The sequence below is a fragment of the Serratia sp. CY74737 genome (assembly GCF_052166775.1).
Taxonomy (GTDB): Bacteria; Pseudomonadota; Gammaproteobacteria; order Enterobacterales; family Enterobacteriaceae; genus Serratia; species Serratia ureilytica.
In genome coordinates this window covers 62692-78102 of record NZ_JBJNOF010000003.1, presented here as the reverse complement: position 1 = coordinate 78102, position 15411 = coordinate 62692, and the positions used below count along the sequence as shown (strand labels likewise).

At 55.8% G+C, this 15411-nt stretch carries 17 protein-coding genes and 2 pseudogenes; 15 read left to right on the top strand and 4 right to left on the bottom strand.

What is annotated here, in order from left to right; all coding sequences use genetic code 11:
* The 8 genes and pseudogenes from ACJ8PE_RS06170 to ACJ8PE_RS06135 all read left to right on the top strand — a co-directional run.
* Positions 1-603: RHS repeat-associated core domain-containing protein (locus tag ACJ8PE_RS06170; protein WP_442536730.1), on the top strand; the 603-nt coding region annotated here is incomplete at its 5' end.
* 3 nt (positions 604-606) lie between these two features.
* Entirely contained in the window at positions 607-960 is a 354-nt protein-coding gene (locus ACJ8PE_RS06165) for a hypothetical protein (RefSeq protein WP_442536729.1), read from the top strand.
* Between the two features lie 148 nt (positions 961-1108).
* Positions 1109-2270 (top strand): annotated as a pseudogene (locus tag ACJ8PE_RS06160) (RHS repeat-associated core domain-containing protein); the annotation flags it as partial.
* Position 2271: 1 nt separating this feature from the next.
* Positions 2272-2703, top strand: coding sequence for a hypothetical protein (locus tag ACJ8PE_RS06155; protein WP_049295555.1), 432 nt, complete (start codon positions 2272-2274; stop codon positions 2701-2703).
* 319 nt (positions 2704-3022) lie between these two features.
* Complete coding sequence (locus ACJ8PE_RS06150; RefSeq protein ID WP_420543006.1) at positions 3023-3142, top strand: hypothetical protein; 120 nt, start codon at positions 3023-3025, stop codon at positions 3140-3142.
* Positions 3127-3393 (top strand): immunity protein TriTu family protein, encoded by a 267-nt coding sequence (locus ACJ8PE_RS06145; protein WP_197792317.1) that lies wholly within the window; start codon positions 3127-3129, stop codon positions 3391-3393. The genes ACJ8PE_RS06150 and ACJ8PE_RS06145 overlap by 16 nt, the downstream gene beginning before the upstream one ends.
* A gap of 87 nt (positions 3394-3480) precedes the next feature.
* Positions 3481-3719 (top strand): annotated as a pseudogene (locus ACJ8PE_RS06140) (RHS repeat-associated core domain-containing protein); the annotation flags it as partial.
* 141 nt (positions 3720-3860) lie between these two features.
* Positions 3861-4214 (top strand): hypothetical protein, encoded by a 354-nt coding sequence (locus ACJ8PE_RS06135; RefSeq protein ID WP_197792319.1) that lies wholly within the window; start codon positions 3861-3863, stop codon positions 4212-4214.
* 48 nt (positions 4215-4262) lie between these two features.
* Here the strand turns inward: ACJ8PE_RS06135 and ACJ8PE_RS06130 are convergent, their stop codons facing one another.
* Positions 4263-5159: a PhzF family phenazine biosynthesis protein gene (locus tag ACJ8PE_RS06130; protein ID WP_197760548.1), complete on the bottom strand. Its 897-nt coding sequence runs from the start codon at positions 5157-5159 to the stop codon at positions 4263-4265.
* Between the two features lie 54 nt (positions 5160-5213).
* Positions 5214-6131, bottom strand: coding sequence for a DMT family transporter (locus ACJ8PE_RS06125; protein WP_197792320.1), 918 nt, complete (start codon positions 6129-6131; stop codon positions 5214-5216).
* Positions 6132-6309: 178 nt separating this feature from the next.
* Between ACJ8PE_RS06125 and ACJ8PE_RS06120 the strand changes: the two genes are divergently transcribed.
* The 4 genes from ACJ8PE_RS06120 to ACJ8PE_RS06105 all read left to right on the top strand — a co-directional run bounded on the left by ACJ8PE_RS06120 (position 6310) and on the right by ACJ8PE_RS06105 (position 8897).
* A complete protein-coding gene (locus tag ACJ8PE_RS06120) occupies positions 6310-7179 on the top strand; it encodes a helix-turn-helix domain-containing protein (RefSeq protein WP_170853043.1) in 870 nt (289 codons plus the stop codon).
* Between the two features lie 18 nt (positions 7180-7197).
* The gene (locus ACJ8PE_RS06115; RefSeq protein ID WP_117188372.1) at positions 7198-7632 is read left to right on the top strand and encodes a glyoxalase; all 435 of its coding nucleotides are present in this window, start codon (positions 7198-7200) and stop codon (positions 7630-7632) included.
* Between the two features lie 311 nt (positions 7633-7943).
* Positions 7944-8396: a MoaF-related domain-containing protein gene (locus ACJ8PE_RS06110; RefSeq protein ID WP_099783007.1), complete on the top strand. Its 453-nt coding sequence runs from the start codon at positions 7944-7946 to the stop codon at positions 8394-8396.
* A gap of 9 nt (positions 8397-8405) precedes the next feature.
* Positions 8406-8897 (top strand): nuclear transport factor 2 family protein, encoded by a 492-nt coding sequence (locus tag ACJ8PE_RS06105; RefSeq protein ID WP_033643018.1) that lies wholly within the window; start codon positions 8406-8408, stop codon positions 8895-8897.
* Positions 8898-9068: 171 nt separating this feature from the next.
* On the opposite strand, the gene ACJ8PE_RS06100 is transcribed toward ACJ8PE_RS06105, so the two are convergent.
* Positions 9069-10268 (bottom strand): multidrug efflux MFS transporter, encoded by a 1200-nt coding sequence (locus ACJ8PE_RS06100; protein ID WP_033650443.1) that lies wholly within the window; start codon positions 10266-10268, stop codon positions 9069-9071.
* A 261-nt stretch (positions 10269-10529) separates the two neighbouring features.
* Between ACJ8PE_RS06100 and ACJ8PE_RS06095 the strand changes: the two genes are divergently transcribed.
* Entirely contained in the window at positions 10530-10979 is a 450-nt protein-coding gene (locus tag ACJ8PE_RS06095; RefSeq protein WP_046687018.1) for a MarR family winged helix-turn-helix transcriptional regulator, read from the top strand.
* A gap of 37 nt (positions 10980-11016) precedes the next feature.
* Here the strand turns inward: ACJ8PE_RS06095 and ACJ8PE_RS06090 are convergent, their stop codons facing one another.
* The gene (locus ACJ8PE_RS06090) at positions 11017-11298 is read right to left on the bottom strand and encodes a YjcB family protein (RefSeq protein WP_033650442.1); all 282 of its coding nucleotides are present in this window, start codon (positions 11296-11298) and stop codon (positions 11017-11019) included.
* 296 nt (positions 11299-11594) lie between these two features.
* Here ACJ8PE_RS06090 and mrdA point away from each other — a divergent pair, with 296 nt between their 5' ends.
* Together mrdA and ACJ8PE_RS06080 are read left to right on the top strand one after the other, a co-directional pair.
* Positions 11595-13520 carry a penicillin-binding protein 2 gene (gene mrdA, locus ACJ8PE_RS06085; protein ID WP_197792322.1) on the top strand — a complete coding sequence of 642 codons (1926 nt, stop codon included), beginning with the start codon at positions 11595-11597 and terminating at the stop codon, positions 13518-13520.
* Positions 13521-13627: 107 nt separating this feature from the next.
* The gene (locus ACJ8PE_RS06080) at positions 13628-15346 is read left to right on the top strand and encodes a penicillin-binding transpeptidase domain-containing protein (RefSeq protein ID WP_033643023.1); all 1719 of its coding nucleotides are present in this window, start codon (positions 13628-13630) and stop codon (positions 15344-15346) included.
* Positions 15347-15411 lie beyond the last annotated feature (65 nt).

Here is a 15411-nt window from a genome sequence, read left to right as displayed (position 1 = left end):
TACGCCGGGCAATATCAGGACGACGAAAGCGGCCTGCACTACAACCTGTTCCGCTACTACGAACCCGAGGTGGGGCGTTTCACCACGCAGGATCCGATAGGGTTGCGCGGCGGGCTGAACCTTTATCAGTATGCGCCGAACCCGCTGATGTGGGTGGATCCGCTGGGGTTATCTGTAGAAGGAGTTCCACATGGCTTTAATAGTTTCGGCCAATTTAAACAGTTCGGTGAAGCATTACAGGCAGGAATGAGTAAATTAGGATATCCCGGCACAGTTTCATATATGCAAGGAAGCTCCGTATCGGGGGTAAGTTTCTCTACAGGTCAACCATTTGATGTTGGCCGTGTTAGTGATTTTGACGTTGCTATTTCACATCCTGAGCTATATCAAAAAGCAGAGCAGTTGGGAATAGGAAAAGGAGGGCGCACTGGACCAATTGATATGGGTAGTGAAATGGCTAAGAAATTAGGTATTGATGATACATTGCAAAAATTATCCAAAATGTCAGGAGGTAGACCTGTGAACGCAATGGTCTTTGAGTCTGCTGCTGAAGTTAAGGCTAAAGGAAAGGGAACTAGAATACCTGGTAAATGTGGTGGATAAATTATGAAAAAATTATATTTTTTAAAATATGGCAGTGTTATATCAAAAAAAGAAGCGAGCAAATTACTGGACGATAAATGGGATATAACTTGCTCGGAGTATGATAGCTCCTATTTTGGTGTTTACTTTGCATATACTGGCCTTTATGCGGACAAGTTAACCATTACTGATAATTATATTCCTCACTCTAATGAGTGGTTAGAGGAAGATAACAAAGAGTTTAGCACGATAATTAAGGTGTCTTTCACTAATGGGAAGAATCCAGAAAAACTCAGCAGGTACAAATTCTTGAAGAATGTGTTTAATCAACTTGATGGATTATCGATCATAAGTGATGAGTGCATCGAAGAAGAGTGACCGACAAGCTGTCGAAAGGATCCTTTCTTTGGGGCTCTTTAGTGTGCAGCATTAAATATGAGATATAAGATCAAAGCTTGAAAAGGAGATATTAGGTTCTTTAAAAATAAAAAAGGAAGAGTAAAAAAATTAGATTGTTAGTTGCATCAAAGGCCGCCTGCTGCAACACCGCGAACCCAATCAGGCAAAGCGGGCGCGCGGCTGGTGTACGATCTGGCGGATAACCTGCTGGGTGAGCGCAGGGCAACCTGATCAGCCGGCGCAACGGCCTGTACGAACAGCACTACCGCTACGACGCCGACAACCGGCTGGTGCAGGCGCACGGCCGCGGCCCGCAGGGCGAGTTCGAGGCGCAGTATCATTACGACGCGCTGGGCCGCCGCAGCCGCAAGGCGGTGCGCTACAAGGGCAAAACCGAACAGACGACCCGTTTCCTGTGGCAGGGTTATCGGTTGCTGCAGGAGCAGCGCGACGACGGCAGCCGCCGCAGCTGGAGCTACGATCCGGCCAGCCCGTGGAGCCCGCTGGCGGCGCTGGAGCAGGCGGGCGACAGCCGCTCGGCGGATATTTACTGGTATCACACCGATCTGAACAGCGCGCCGCTGGAGGTGACCGACGCGGCGGGCAACCTGTGCTGGTCCGGGCAATACGACACCTTCGGCAAGCTGCAGGGCCAGACGGTGGCCGGCGCGGCGAAGCGGCAGGGCGCGCAATACCAGCAGCCGCTGCGCTACGCCGGGCAATATCAGGACGACGAAAGCGGCCTGCACTACAACCTGTTCCGCTACTACGAACCCGAGGTGGGGCGTTTCACCACGCAGGATCCGATAGGGTTGCGCGGCGGGTTGAACCTTTATCAGTATGCGCCGAACCCGCTGATGTGGGTGGATCCGCTGGGGTTGAGTAATTTCTTTACACCAGTTGTGTTCAATGCGCCATCAGGGAGTACTCATACTGTTTATCAACAAGAAATTGATTGGGACCTTCCTGTTAATACGAGGAATGGTGTTAAGACTAATTTGGATCTAGCGTTGGATGGTAAGAGTCCATTTGTAGTGAAAAATGGTAAGTACTCGCAAATAAACCTCCATCACTCTAAACAAAATGGATTAGGTTCGCTATTTGAGCTTTCAGCAGATACACATCAGAAGTATTATGGTACAAATGCATTACATCCTCATTTACCAAACCAACATCCGATAAACCCTGTTAACAGGGATGCTTTTAATGGCGATCGTGATAGCTACTGGCGTCAGCGTGGTGAAAATGAATTGCGCAAACGAAATTTAAAATCTAATTGCAGGGGGTAATATGTTATCTAAAAATATTGTAGTGCATCTTAAGAATAAAGGCTGGTGGTTCGATGATGCATCTGAAGACTACAAGAAGGCCCTTGAGAAATTAGGGGTTGAGCCATCATCTGATATTTCTTTATTTTACTCCCATGCGGAAGATGGGCCTACTTTTTACAGTCGGAAAAAAGAAATATATCAATTGGGCTGGTTTTTACTAAATTCAAACTATGAGTTTGACTTGAAGAGATGTCATGAAGTCCTTGGGTTGCCGAAATCATTTATTCCACTTGACAGCTTCGAGGGGGAAACTGGTTTTTTTTACAACAAAGAAACTGGTGAGGTGGTTGACTTAGCTTTAGGCGAGAAGTTGCAAGATTTTAAAGATGGGCGGTTGAAACCTCAATGGAAAGATTTCAACTCATTTTTAGAATGGTTCTTTGAGCTGTAAGTGATAAGTCTGTAAGCTCAATTTTTTCGGGTTTTCATTGGAAACAATGACTTTCAACTAAATTAAGGGTGGTATTGAGTGTTGTCTGACGGTGGGGAATAAGTAACTATATTTATAAAACCCTGCTTTCAGACAACACCCGGTTTATATGAGAAAATTAAATTTTGAATAGGTAATCTCCAGCTCTTTAAAAACAAAGAATCATAGAGGTTAAATATTTTAGGTGTCCGGGTACTATGTGCGTTGAATTCGAAGTGTGCCGGAATGATTTTTAATCAAGACAAATAAAGGATGGGCAAAAATAGTTGATCCTGACTCGTTGGAGGGGCGATTAGCCAAACGTAAGGGGCTACCAGTACCAGAAATGCCGACTGTGAAAAACATTGAGGTTAAGGCTCGTAAAACAGAATCAGGAATTTCAATATGCTCAAAAAAATAAGTGATTGGATCTTATCCAATAGCCATTATGAAGTTAAGTACAATGCTAATGATTTTACAGATAGTCTGGTTGTTGATATAGATGATGATACGAAGATTGCGCGTTTTACGGTGTGGGATGATGCATCTTGTATGTTGGAGATCATTGATGTTGAAACCGGGAGCTATATAATTAATGAACGAAGAGAATTATCAGACGAGGAAACTGTAATAGAAGCATTTAAAGAGTTTGTATCGTTGCTTAGAACTTAGTTATAAAGATTATTGATCTGATTTTGATTTACTAATTTTAAATGCTCGGCTTTATGCACTGATGGGCTTTTAAATAACGATGCGGCGAGCCCGCTGGCGGCGTTGGAGCAGGCGGGGCGGGTGACAGCCGCTCGGCGGATATTTACTGGTATCAAACCGATCTGAATAGCGCGCCGCTGGAGGTAACCAACGCGGCGAAGCGGCAGGGCGCGCAATACCAGAAGCCGCTGTGCTACGCCGGGCAATATCAGGACGACGAAAGCGGTCTGCACTACAGTTCCGCTACTACGAACCCGCGGATGTGGGTGGATCCGCTGGGATTGAGTAGCAGAAGAGACCAACTCCCAGGGGATAAAATGCTTCTGAAAAGTGCGGTATTGAAATTAACCGATATGACGACTAGCTTGTCTGGAATATACAGCGCAATGTCTTTCTTAGTTATCATTTAAGTAGAGGGTGAGCTAAAGATGAAGGTGCAAGCAATAAAGACTAAGTATGGGATCATTCAAGGGCGAGATGCCTTGATTATCTCTGAGCATGAAGTGAGTCTTTCTCCTTTCACATTTAAAATTAAAACGTTGCTTTCGTTATCAGCATGCGAGTTAGAGGTTTTGAATGAGGCTGATGTGAAAATAGAGTTCTTTTTTAGTGATATAGAAAGGATGTCTATCTATAAAGTCGATGACTATCCTTATGAGAAGTATTCAGAGTCAAGCTTTGACCTGCTGGAGGAATACAGTTCAGGAAAAGCAAGGGTTGCGTTAAGTACCTATGATCATGTTTTCGATGTTACAGGTAGTTTTAAAATATTGTATGAATAATGGCGGCATTTTGTGCCGCAGAAAAAGTTCGAAACGGTAGGAGGCATACTAAATACCCAATGTGCCGTTAATCAGGGTGCAGCACTGCCCGCCGATCCAGGGCTCGCCGTCAATAAAGCGCACGCTCACGCGGCCATCTCGCTTCAGTTGGGTGCCCTGGCGCACCAGATAGCCCTGCGCGGTCCAATCGCCGTCGGGGAAGCGGTTGGCTTTCAGCAAGCGCGCCAGGCAGGCGTTGGCGCTGCCCGTTACCGGATCTTCGATCAAGGCGCCGCATTCCACCATAAATGCGCGCATTTCGTAATCTGCCGGTTCGGCCGCAGAACAGGCGCCATAAATCACTACGCCATCCACATCACAGGCGGTTTGCAACCGTTCGATCATGGCCTGATCCGGCATCACCGCCAGGCAAGATTGCGCATCCGGCAGGCGCATCATCAGCCAGCGGATGCCCATGTCGACAATAACCGGCAGGGTATCGGCTTCAATCACCACCGGCTGTAAAGCGGCCATCAGCCGTTCTGTTTCCTCAACCGCCATCGCGCGAAAACTGACTTCGGGCGCAGCGAACGCCAATGCACCTTCCGGCAGGATATTGATCGCCACCAGGCCGACGCCGCATTCCTGCATCACCGTTCCGGGGCGTTTAGGCGCCAATCCGGCTTCCAGCAGGGCGTGTGCGGTGCCCAGCGTCGGGTGGCCGGCGAAGGGCAGCTCCTTTTCGGTAGTGAAGATGCGCACCTTATAATCCGCCGCCGGGTGCGTCGGTTTAAGCACAAAGGTGGTTTCCGAAAGGTTGGTCCAACGGGCCAATGCCAGCATCTGCGCGTCGTTCAGCCCTTCGGCTTCCAGCACCACCGCCACGGGATTGCCGAGCAGCGGCGTGGCGGTGAAAACGTCCACCTGTTTGTAGGCGCGGGGTGTCACATCATCGCTTCTGAGCATTGGCCATCATCCGTTATCAGCAAAACCTGATGATAACGATATTCGCCAATGGCTTCAAAGGGTTGAATTTTGTTTTGGCATACCTGCCCGTCGCCATCTCAGCCCCGGCTTGGCGAACATCACCAGGTTGCCCAGCAGAATCAGGCACAGCCCCAGCACGGCGTTGAAGTGCCACTGGTAGCCTTCGTAGATCGTCGAGATGGTCAGCGCCACCAGCGGGAACAGCAGGGTGCTGTAAGCCGCCGCGCCGGCGCCGATGCGGCCGAGCAGGCTGAAGTAGGCGGCGAAGGCGATCACCGATCCGAAGACAGCCAGGTACAGCAGGGAGCCGATATAGCGGCTGCTGAATTCGATCTGGAACGATGCGCCCTGCGCCAGGGCGATCAGCGCCATCAGCATCGCGCCGTAGGTCATGGCGTAGGTGTTGGTGGAAAAGATATCCAGCACGCGGCGCTGATGACGCGCGCTGATCATATTGCCCAGCGAGAAGCCGTAGGTGCCGAGCGCGCTCAGACCGATGCCTTTGAGCAGCTCCGGCGCCATGCGGGTGGCGGCCAGATCTTGCCAGAACAGCGCCACGATGCCGGTCAACCCCAGCAGCGCCGCCGGCAGCAGGTTGGGGCTGGGGCGCTGGCGGAAAAACAGCAGGCTGTTGAGGGCATTGAACAGCACCGCCATCGAGAAGATCACCGATTCCAGCCCGCTGCTGATATAAGCCGCCGCGTGGTAAAAGCAGAAGAAGTTGAAGCCGAACACGCAGCAGCCCTGCAACACGCAGAACAAATGATCGCGCGGGGCGATGCGGCGCAGGCGGCGCGTTAGCAACAGCACGGCGAACATCACCGCGACGGAAATGGCGAAGCGGTAAGCGATCGAGACAGGAATGGCCACCGGGCCTTCCTGTTGCAGGGTGATCGCAATCCAGGTGGTGCCCCAAATCAGCACCACGGCGAGGTACAACAGCGCATTCATTCTATTCACTCCGAAAAAGCCGATGGCGCAGTATCCGCTTTGGCGTGCGGCCGCGCTTGCAGCGCCTTGCGCCCAGTTGCATATTCTTGCGCTTTTTTTGCCAAAAGCGCGGGGCGGCCGCTGGCATGCCGAGGCGCCACTCTTTACACTGTCGGCATGTCGAACAACGGGGCCGGCGATGTCCAACTATCAGGCGTTTGAAACACTGCGTGAGCATAAAGCGCGGTTGCACGGCAGCGTGCTGCTGGGCACCGGCGTGGAGCTGGCCGCCTGGTCCAACTGCAACGATCGCGTCACGCAGGAGAGCGCCGACCACCATACCCTGAGCCTGTACGTCGCCGACGGCTATGAGTGTTACCAGCAGGTGCCGGGCGGCTGGCGCAACGGCGGTGGGCCGGATCGGTTCTGCATCATGCCGCGCCAGTATGCATCTACCTGGGATGTGCGCAGCGATCTGTCGTTCGTGCATCTGTATTGCACCGACGGGCATTTGCGCCGGCTGGCGGAGCAAACCTGGGATCGCAGCCCGGCGGCGATCAACGTAGAGCCGCGCAGCTTTGGCGAAGATCCGCAAATTACGCTGCTGTATCGCCAGTTTTTGCTTAACTGCGACTGGCGTGACAGCGCCAATCTGCTGGCGCTCAGCAGCGCGTCGAACCTGCTGATGTCGCACCTGATCCAACGCTACAGCCAGCTGCAGTGGACGCTGCCGACGGCGCGCGGCGGCCTGGCCCCCGCGGTAGCCAGGCGGGTGCGGGAATATATCGCAAGCCATCTCGATCGGCCGCTGCTGCTGGCCGATCTGGCGGCGCAGGCCGGATTGAGCGAGTACCACTTCGCCCGCATGTTCAAGCATGCCACCGGCCTGGCGCCGCACCAGTTCGTGATGCGCGCGCGGCTGCAACGGGCGGAACAGCTGTTGCGGCATAGCCAACAGCCGATCACCGAGATCGCGCTGGCGTGCGGCTTCAGCTCCGCCAGCCATTTCAGCAACCGCTTCAAGGCGGCCTATGGATTTGCTCCGCTGCAGGTGCGGCAGGGGCGCTAACCGGAAGGGAGTGCAAGCATGGATCAACAATTTGCGGGCCTGGGCGTGTTGTTTGTCGCCGGATTCGGGCCCATCACGCGTGAGAGCGACGCGAGCAAGGCGTTTTATGTCGAGGCGCTGGGGTTGCCGCTCAAGCCGATGCCGGGCAACGAGAGCTATCTGCTGGCCGAGCAGGGCGCGCTGGACGGGGTGAAACACTTCGCCCTGTGGCCGCTGGCGCAGGCGGCGCAGTCCTGTTTTGGCGACGATCGCTGGCCGGCGGATCTCGCGGCGCCGCAGGCGTGGATCGAATTTGACGTGGCCGACATGGCGATAGCCACCCAAGGGCTAATCGATCGCGGTTATCGGCTGCTGGTCGCCAACCGTGAAGAGCCGTGGGGGCAAAGCGTTACCCGGTTGCTCAGCCCGGAAGGATTGCTGGTTGGCGTCACCTATACGCCCTGGCTGCGTTAAACGCCGCGCCGTTCGCCGCCGTTCTCCCTGCGGCGGGCGGCTTAAGAACAAATTCGCATTAGCTTAAAGCTATCTGCGCTATAGACCTACCGAATCCCCGAGCTATCCCTCATCCTGAAAACAGTAATCCCGTTCATTGCGTAAAAACCAAGGGTCAGAATGCGCTATTGCCACGCCATTTCACGGCGATTTTTCACCCTCTTTTGGCGTCGTCAGGTGCCTGATAGGAATAGAGATTATTCTTATATTTCTGCCAATCGTTAAGAAATAATAATGATTCTCGTTTTCAACCACGGAAAGGAGAAGGAACGATGAAAACAGTGAAGCGAACGGGTATCGCGCTGGCGATAGCCCTGACTTTCCCCCTGGCATTGCCTGCCGCTACGGCGGCGCAAACCTCCCTGACAAACAGTAAGGCGGCGACGATGACGGAAAAACACGGGCAGTTTATTGCGGTTGGTAAAGTGGTGCAGGTGACCTTTGGCGATTTCGCCTTCAAGCTGGATTTTACCGATGACAAGACCATGACCTTCACCGGCATCGGCGAGGCGTCGCAGGGCATCACCGATACCGTGCAGTACACCGCGGTGGAAATTCGGCCGAAGGTCTACATGGTCTACTGGCATGAGCCGCAGTCCGGCGACAACGTGACGCATATCGAGGACTTCGAGCGCGGCGAGGTGTACACCAACATCGCCGCCAAGGACGGCAGCTTCACCCATCTGAAAGGGCAGCTGAAAATTGTAGGTCACTCAGGAAACTAAGGAGCAGTTATGAAAAAGGCATTGATCACCTGTGCGATCGTCGGCGGCCTGCTGGCGAGTTACCCGGCGCTGTCAACGGATCAGGCGGCGTCTTACAAATCGGCCGGCAAGGGCGGTTATCATCATGCTCAGCAAAAACTGAAGGTGGTGGAAGATCTGTACGCGGGCTTCTTCAACCGCCATGACATCGGCGTGGCGCGGAAGCTGATTGTGGAAAACTACAAGCAGCATAACCCGTTCGTCGGCGACGGCATCAAGCCGTTCCTCGATTTCTTCAGCCAGACCTTCAAAGACAACCCGCAGTACAGCGCTAAAATATACCGCAGCGCGGTCAACGGCGATCTGGTCTACGTTCACGTCAAATATCAAAATAACCCGCAGGATCGCGGCACCGCCAGCGTGGATATTTATCGGGTGAACGATCAGGGGAAAATCACCGAGCATTGGGACGTCAATCAGGATGTGCCGGAAAAATCGGCCAACGACAACACCATGTTCTGATGCAAAAGGGCCGCTGCGGCGGCCCTCTACGCGCCTGCAACACTTTATTTACTTACATAAATACCAAACGTTCATCGCGTCGAGTAGGCTACGGCCGCCTTTGGCAGTGGCGGCTCGGTTGATGGGCGTCATTGTCCCGCCACTGCTTGAGGCGCTCCCTCGCATTCCCCGCTATCCCGCGCGTTTAGGCTGCACTTTTTTGAACTGATGGCGCAGCTGCAGCGCATTGAACAGCACCAATACCGCCGTCACGGCGAACACCCAACGGAACCCCATCATCGCCGAAATGCCCGAACCCAGCAGCGGGCCGACCACGTTGCCCAGATACATAAATGACTGGTTATAGCCGAAGATGCGCCCGGTCACCTGATCGGAGGAATACTTCAGCAGCAGCGCCTGCACCGCCGGCATCAGCGCGCCATCGGCGAAGCCCAGCAGAAAGCGCAGAATGCCCAGCTGCAGCGGCGTATTCACCCAGGCCATCACGGCGAACAGGCCGGTGGTGAACAGCAGCGCGGCGATCAGAATGCGCGCGGTACCGATGCGATCGCCGAGCCGCCCGAGGCGCGGCGCGGAGATCAGCGCCGCGATGCCGGGCACGGCGGCGATCATGCCGCTGACGAAGGCGATATTGCTGACGTTGCCCGACAGTTCGCGAATGAACAGCGTCAGGATCGGGCTGATGGACGAGTTGGCCAGCTGGATCATCAGGGTACAAACGAACAGGGTGACGATCAGCGCCGGATAAGGCAGCGACCGGAATACCGCCTTGCCGCTCAGCTGATCCGCTTTTTTCACCGTGATGCGCCGCTCTTTAATCAGGAACAGCGTCACCAGGAAACTGACGAACATCAGCCCGGAAGTGACGAAAAACACCACCCGCAGCCCCAGATGGTCGGCCATCAACCCGCCCAGCAGCGGCCCGGCGATCACGCCGGAGATCTGCCCGGTCGAGAGTGTGCCCAGCGCCCAGCCGCTTTTATCGCGCGGCGCCTGCGAGGCGACCAGCGCCATGGCGTTGGGAATATAGCCGGACGTCAGCCCCATCAGGGCGCGCAGCGCGAACAGCTGCCACACGTTGGTAGCCAGCCCCTGCAGCGCGATGACGATCGCCATGCCCAGCGAAGCGCGCAGCAGCATCAGCTTACGGCCTTTGCGGTCGGCCAGGCTGCCCCACAGCGGCGACACCACCGCCGAGACCAAAAAGGTGCCGCTGAATACCAGCCCGGACCACAGGCTGAGGGATTGATGATCGCTGACGCCAAGTTGTTCGACGTACAGCGGCAGAAAAGGGAGGATTTGGCTCATCGCCAGCCCGGTGAAGAAACACCCGAGCCAGACCGAGATCAGATTGACTTTCCACGCTTCCATCGGCTTATCGTACCACGTTGAATGAGGAGGGTTTTGTTAAGCAAAATAATAATAACACTGCAAATTAGTCGGCGAGGGGGCAAATGCGTGAGCAAACGTAACCCTGCCGGCTGCAGTGTCTTTTTGCTATATATTAATAGCTATATTATCATAGATAAATGGGTTAAGCCAGAAGCGCGCGGTGGCCGAACGGGGCGCCATTGACTGCGCGATCCGGCGATGTGAAAGTAGGGACAAACTGAACGTTATCGACTGATGCCAATGAAAAAAGATCATCCTGAAGACGTGACGCTGCTGCGCACGCAGTTAATGTCGCTGGTGCGCCGCATGCGGCGCGAGTCGCGCAGCGACGAAAAATCCTGGGCCCAGCTGATGCTGTTGGGGGCTATCGATCGCCATGGCGGCGAGGCGACGCCGTCGTTGCTGGCGGAGTCGGAGCGTATGCGCTCCTCAAACCTGGCGGCCGCGTTGCGCGAGCTGGAAGCCGATGGGCTGCTGGTGCGCACGCCGGATGCCGAAGACAAACGCCGGGTGCGGGTGCGGCTGACGTCTGCCGGGCTGGGTTTGCTGCAGCAAAGCCGCGCCCGACGCGAGGCGTGGTTGCTGGCGGCGATGGAAAGCTGTCTGTCCGAGCGGGAGCAGGCGCTGTTGCTCGAAGCGGGGGCGCTGATGGCGCGGCTGGCGGCGGCGCCGTCTGCGGAAGCGAACTGATTGCAGGGGCGGCCTGAGTTGCCCCCCAGCGGCGAGATTACGGCATCGGCCAATCGACCGGCATGGTGCTGACCACGTCCACGTAGCGATCCCAGGCCGATGACCAGAATTGGGTGAAGGCTTCGAGGGTGAAGTGAATGCCCATCAGGCCCATCACGAACCAGCAGGCGGTAAACAGGCCCAGGCTGCTGAACATGAACGCCATGCCATTGCGGCTGGTTTTACGGCAAACAACGTTTAACTGGCTGGCGAAGAACATCATCACGGCGCTCAGCAACTCCCAGCGCATCATGATTAAACCGGTGGCAATGGTACTCATCGAACTCGATCCTATGTAACAAAAAGCCGCATCCGGCAGGGCGCCGACAGGAAAATGCGGAGGAGAATAACGGCAATAGTGTGATAAGGATCACATTGTAGCATTGAGAGGAACGGCGGCTCAATGGGGCGCGCGGTGAAAAAATCGCCGCCGGTAACATTCCAATATGCTGAAACAGTTATGCCATTTCATTAGCAACCTTTTCATGGGGCGTCGCGCCCGATAACGCTATGCTTGCCGGCTTTTCAGTTCCCTGATTTTGCGGGGAAATGTGACGCAAAAGGTATCGGCTCCGCATGGCCCTGTTAAAAGAAAAAATTCGCGACCACTCCGCGGAAGAGATGCTGTTTATCCGCCGGGCGGCCGTGGCGCTGGCGCTGGTGGTGGTCTGTTTCGGCGCGCTGGTCGTCAACCTCTACCGGCTGCAAATTCGCCAGCACGGCTTTTACCAGACGCGCTCCAACCAGAATGACATCAAGATGTTGCCGATCGCCCCGAGCCGCGGGCTGATCTTCGATCGCAACGGCATTCCGCTGGTACGAAACGTGACACTGTATCGCATCGAGATCACGCCCAGCAAAATCACCGACATGGCGGCGCTGCTGCAGGCGTTGACGCCGATCGTCGATCTGACGCCGGAAGATATCAGCGCGTTTCGCGACGACATGCACCACAACAGCCGCTACAAGCCGATAACGCTAAAAGCGGGACTGAACGACACCGAGGTGGCGCGTTTCGCCGTCAATCAATACCGTTTCGACGGGGTGACTATCGATACCTATCAGCAGCGCGAATATCCTTACGGCGCGCAGCTGGCGCACGTGCTGGGTTACGTGTCGAAGATCAACGACAGCGATCTCAAGCGCCTGGACAAGGCCGGGTTGAGCGAGAACTATGCCGCCGATCGCAACATCGGCAAACAGGGCATCGAGGCCTATTACGAGTCCGAGCTGCACGGCACCACCGGCTATCAGGAGGTGGAGGTGGATAACCACGGGCGGGTGATCCGTTTGCTGAAGGAGCAGCCGCCGCAGGCCGGCAAAAACATCTACCTGACGCTGGATCTGCCGCTGCAGCAGTACATCGAATCGGTGCTGAAGGGGCAACGCGCCGCGGTGGTGGTGGAAGATCCGCGCGACGGCGGCATTCTGGCGATGGTCTCCAGCCCCAGTTACGATCCCAATCCCTTCGTCAAAGGCATCGGCTATCAGGCCTATAAGGCGCTGCTCCGCAACCCGGATCTGCCGCTCATCAACCGCGTCACCCAGGGGTTGTACCCGCCGGCGTCGACGGTGAAGCCCTACATGGCGGTTTCGGCGCTGTTTGCTGGGGTGATCACGCCCACCACCACCTTTTTCGGCGCGCCGACCTGGACGTTGCCCGGCACCGAGCGGCGCTATCGCGACTGGCTGAAGACCGGTCACGGCATGCTCAACGTCACCAAAGCGATAGAAGAGTCCGCCGATACCTTCTTTTATCAGGTGGCGTATGAGATGGGCATCGATCGCATTCACCATTGGCTGAGCCAGTTTGGTTACGGCCAGTCGACCGGCATCGATCTGAACGAAGAGTACCGCGGCGTGCTGCCAAGCCGCGACTGGAAGCTGAGGGTGCACAAAAAAGTTTGGTATCAGGGGGATACGGTATCGGTCGGCATCGGCCAGGGATATTGGGTGGCGACGCCTATTCAGATGGTGAAAGCGCTGGCTACGCTGATCAACAACGGTAAGGTGAAAACGCCGCACCTGCTGTATTCGCTGCAGCAGGGTAACCGGGTCACGCGTTATCAGCCGCCGACGCAGGCGCTGCAGATTGGCGATCCCCGTTCGCCTTACTGGGGCATTGTGCGCAACGGCATGTACGGCATGGCCAACCTGCCGAACGGCACCGGATACAAGCTGTTCCATACCGCGCCGTACCAGATTGCCGCTAAATCCGGCACCTCGCAGGTGTTCAGCCTGAAGCAAAACCAGACTTACAACGCCAAAATGATTCCGGTGCGGCTGCGCGATCATATCTTTTATACGCTGTTCGCCCCCTACAAAAACCCCCGGGTGGCGATGGCGCTGATCCTGGAAAACGGCGGCGGCGACGGCGTGGTGGCGGGGCCGACCGCGCGCGCGATCCTCGACCACATTTTCGATCCGGCCAACGCGCTCCAGCCCGGCGACGCGGCGCAAACTAAACCGCAGTTAAACGACAGTGCGGATGTGCAACGGTGATGCGGTTTGTTTTTACTTTCTTACAAACTGCAATCTCCTGACCATTTCCGGCAAGGTAGACTGAAATAACACGATAAACCGAATAAAAACGCAGGGTTAACACAACAGTGGCGCCATCGACCAAAAAGAGCGGTAAAACCTATTCCACAGTTCGTTTCGGCTGGATTTGCGCCGGCATGCTGGTCTGTTTTTTTCTGTTGGCGTTCAGGGTCGGTTACCTGCAACTGCTGGAACACCAGCAGTTGGCGAACCAGGCAGATCAGCGCTCGATTCGCACCCAGGTAGTGCCGACCAACCGCGCCATGATCACCGATCGCAACAATGAGGCGCTGGCGGTCAGCGTATCGTCGAAAGACATCGTGCTGGATCCGAAGCATATTCTCGATACCCAGACCGATACCGGCAACGAACGCTGGCAGAGCATGGCCAACGTGCTGAAGATCCCGCTGGCGGACGTGCAGCATCTGATCCAGAGCAACGCGCACAAACGCTTTGTCTACCTGGCGCGCAAGGTGGAGGACGACAACGCCGCCTACATCAGCAAACTGCACCTGACCGGCGTCAGCACCGAGCAGGATTTCAGCCGCTTTTACCCGATGGGCCAGGATGCGGCCGGCCTGATCGGCATCGTCGGCCAGGACAATCAGGGGCTGGAGGGCATCGAGCTGGGCTTCAACCCGTTGCTGCAGGGTAAAAACGGCCTGCGGGTCTACCAGAAGGACGGCAGCGGCGCGGTGATCGGCGTGATTAAAAGCGTGGATCCGGTTCCACCGCCGAATGTGACGCTCAGCATCGACAAATTTATCCAGTACGTGCTCTATGCGCAGATCCGCGACGGCGTGGTGGCTAACCAGGCCGACTCCGGCTGCGCGGTGCTGGTGAAAATTGACACCGGCGAAATCCTCGGCATGGCCAGCTATCCGTCGTTCAACCCGAACAACTATGGCAGCACGCCGGCGAAAGATATCCGCAACGTGTGCAGCAGCGACAGCTTCGAACCGGGTTCGACGGTGAAACCGGTCGTGGTGATGGTGGGGCTGGAACATAAGCTGATCCGGCCGGATACCGTGTTGGACACCACGCCGTATCGGGTGAACGGTCACCTGATCAAGGACGTCGGCCACTGGTCGAAGTTGACCATCACCGGCGTGCTGCAAAAATCGAGCGACATCGCGGTATCTCACATTGCGCTGGCGCTGCCGGCCACCGTGCTGCCGGCGGTCTACCGCAGCTTTGGCCTGGGGCGGCCGACCGAGCTTGGCATCGGCAATGAGAGCAGCGGCTACCTACCGCAGCATCGCGAACGCTGGGCCGATATCGAACGCGCTACCTTCTCCTTCGGCTATGGGCTGCGCGTGACGCCGCTGCAAATGGCGCGCGAGTATGCCGCGATTGGTTCCTTCGGCATTTATCGGCCGCTGTCTATCACCAAGGTGACGCCGCCGGTGATGGGGCAACGCATTTTGCCGGCCGATACGGTCAGGTCCGTGGTACATATGATGGAAAGCGACGCCTTGCCGGGCGGCAGCGGGGTGAGCGCTGCGGTGCCCGGCTACCGTCTGGCGATCAAAACCGGTACCGCCGAGAAAATGGGCCCGAGCGGCAAATACGATGGCGGCTACATCAACTACACCGCCGGCGTGGCGCCGGCCAGCGATCCGCAGGTGGCGCTGGTGGTGATGGTCAACAACCCGAAAGCCGGCAAGCACTTCGGCGGCTCGGTAGCCGGGCCGGTGTTCGGCAAGATCATGGCCCAGGTGCTGGAGCACATGAATATCCTGCCGGATGCCCAGCCGCTCAATGTGGTGTCGTCGGTTAAAGGGTGAGGATTTAAGCGGGAAGTGAGTGGGTCAGAAAATGTCTGACCCACGCTTCAATACAACGAGTTTGA

Excerpts from the sequence above, each read along its gene's own strand:
- ACJ8PE_RS06155 (WP_049295555.1), top strand. The coding sequence starts at position 2,272 with ATGTTATCTAAAAATATTGTAGTGCATCTTAAGAATAAAGGCTGGTGG.
- ACJ8PE_RS06145 (WP_197792317.1), top strand. The coding sequence starts at position 3,127 with ATGCTCAAAAAAATAAGTGATTGGATCTTATCCAATAGCCATTATGAA.
- ACJ8PE_RS06130 (WP_197760548.1), bottom strand. The coding sequence starts at position 5,159 with ATGCTCAGAAGCGATGATGTGACACCCCGCGCCTACAAACAGGTGGAC.
- ACJ8PE_RS06125 (WP_197792320.1), bottom strand. The coding sequence starts at position 6,131 with ATGAATGCGCTGTTGTACCTCGCCGTGGTGCTGATTTGGGGCACCACC.
- ACJ8PE_RS06135 (WP_197792319.1), top strand. The coding sequence starts at position 3,861 with ATGAAGGTGCAAGCAATAAAGACTAAGTATGGGATCATTCAAGGGCGA.
- ACJ8PE_RS06110 (WP_099783007.1), top strand. The coding sequence starts at position 7,944 with ATGAAAACAGTGAAGCGAACGGGTATCGCGCTGGCGATAGCCCTGACT.
- ACJ8PE_RS06115 (WP_117188372.1), top strand. The coding sequence starts at position 7,198 with ATGGATCAACAATTTGCGGGCCTGGGCGTGTTGTTTGTCGCCGGATTC.
- ACJ8PE_RS06120 (WP_170853043.1), top strand. The coding sequence starts at position 6,310 with ATGTCCAACTATCAGGCGTTTGAAACACTGCGTGAGCATAAAGCGCGG.
- ACJ8PE_RS06165 (WP_442536729.1), top strand. The coding sequence starts at position 607 with ATGAAAAAATTATATTTTTTAAAATATGGCAGTGTTATATCAAAAAAA.
- ACJ8PE_RS06105 (WP_033643018.1), top strand. The coding sequence starts at position 8,406 with ATGAAAAAGGCATTGATCACCTGTGCGATCGTCGGCGGCCTGCTGGCG.
- ACJ8PE_RS06100 (WP_033650443.1), bottom strand. The coding sequence starts at position 10,268 with ATGGAAGCGTGGAAAGTCAATCTGATCTCGGTCTGGCTCGGGTGTTTC.
- mrdA (WP_197792322.1), top strand. The coding sequence starts at position 11,595 with ATGGCCCTGTTAAAAGAAAAAATTCGCGACCACTCCGCGGAAGAGATG.
- ACJ8PE_RS06090 (WP_033650442.1), bottom strand. The coding sequence starts at position 11,298 with ATGAGTACCATTGCCACCGGTTTAATCATGATGCGCTGGGAGTTGCTG.
- ACJ8PE_RS06095 (WP_046687018.1), top strand. The coding sequence starts at position 10,530 with ATGAAAAAAGATCATCCTGAAGACGTGACGCTGCTGCGCACGCAGTTA.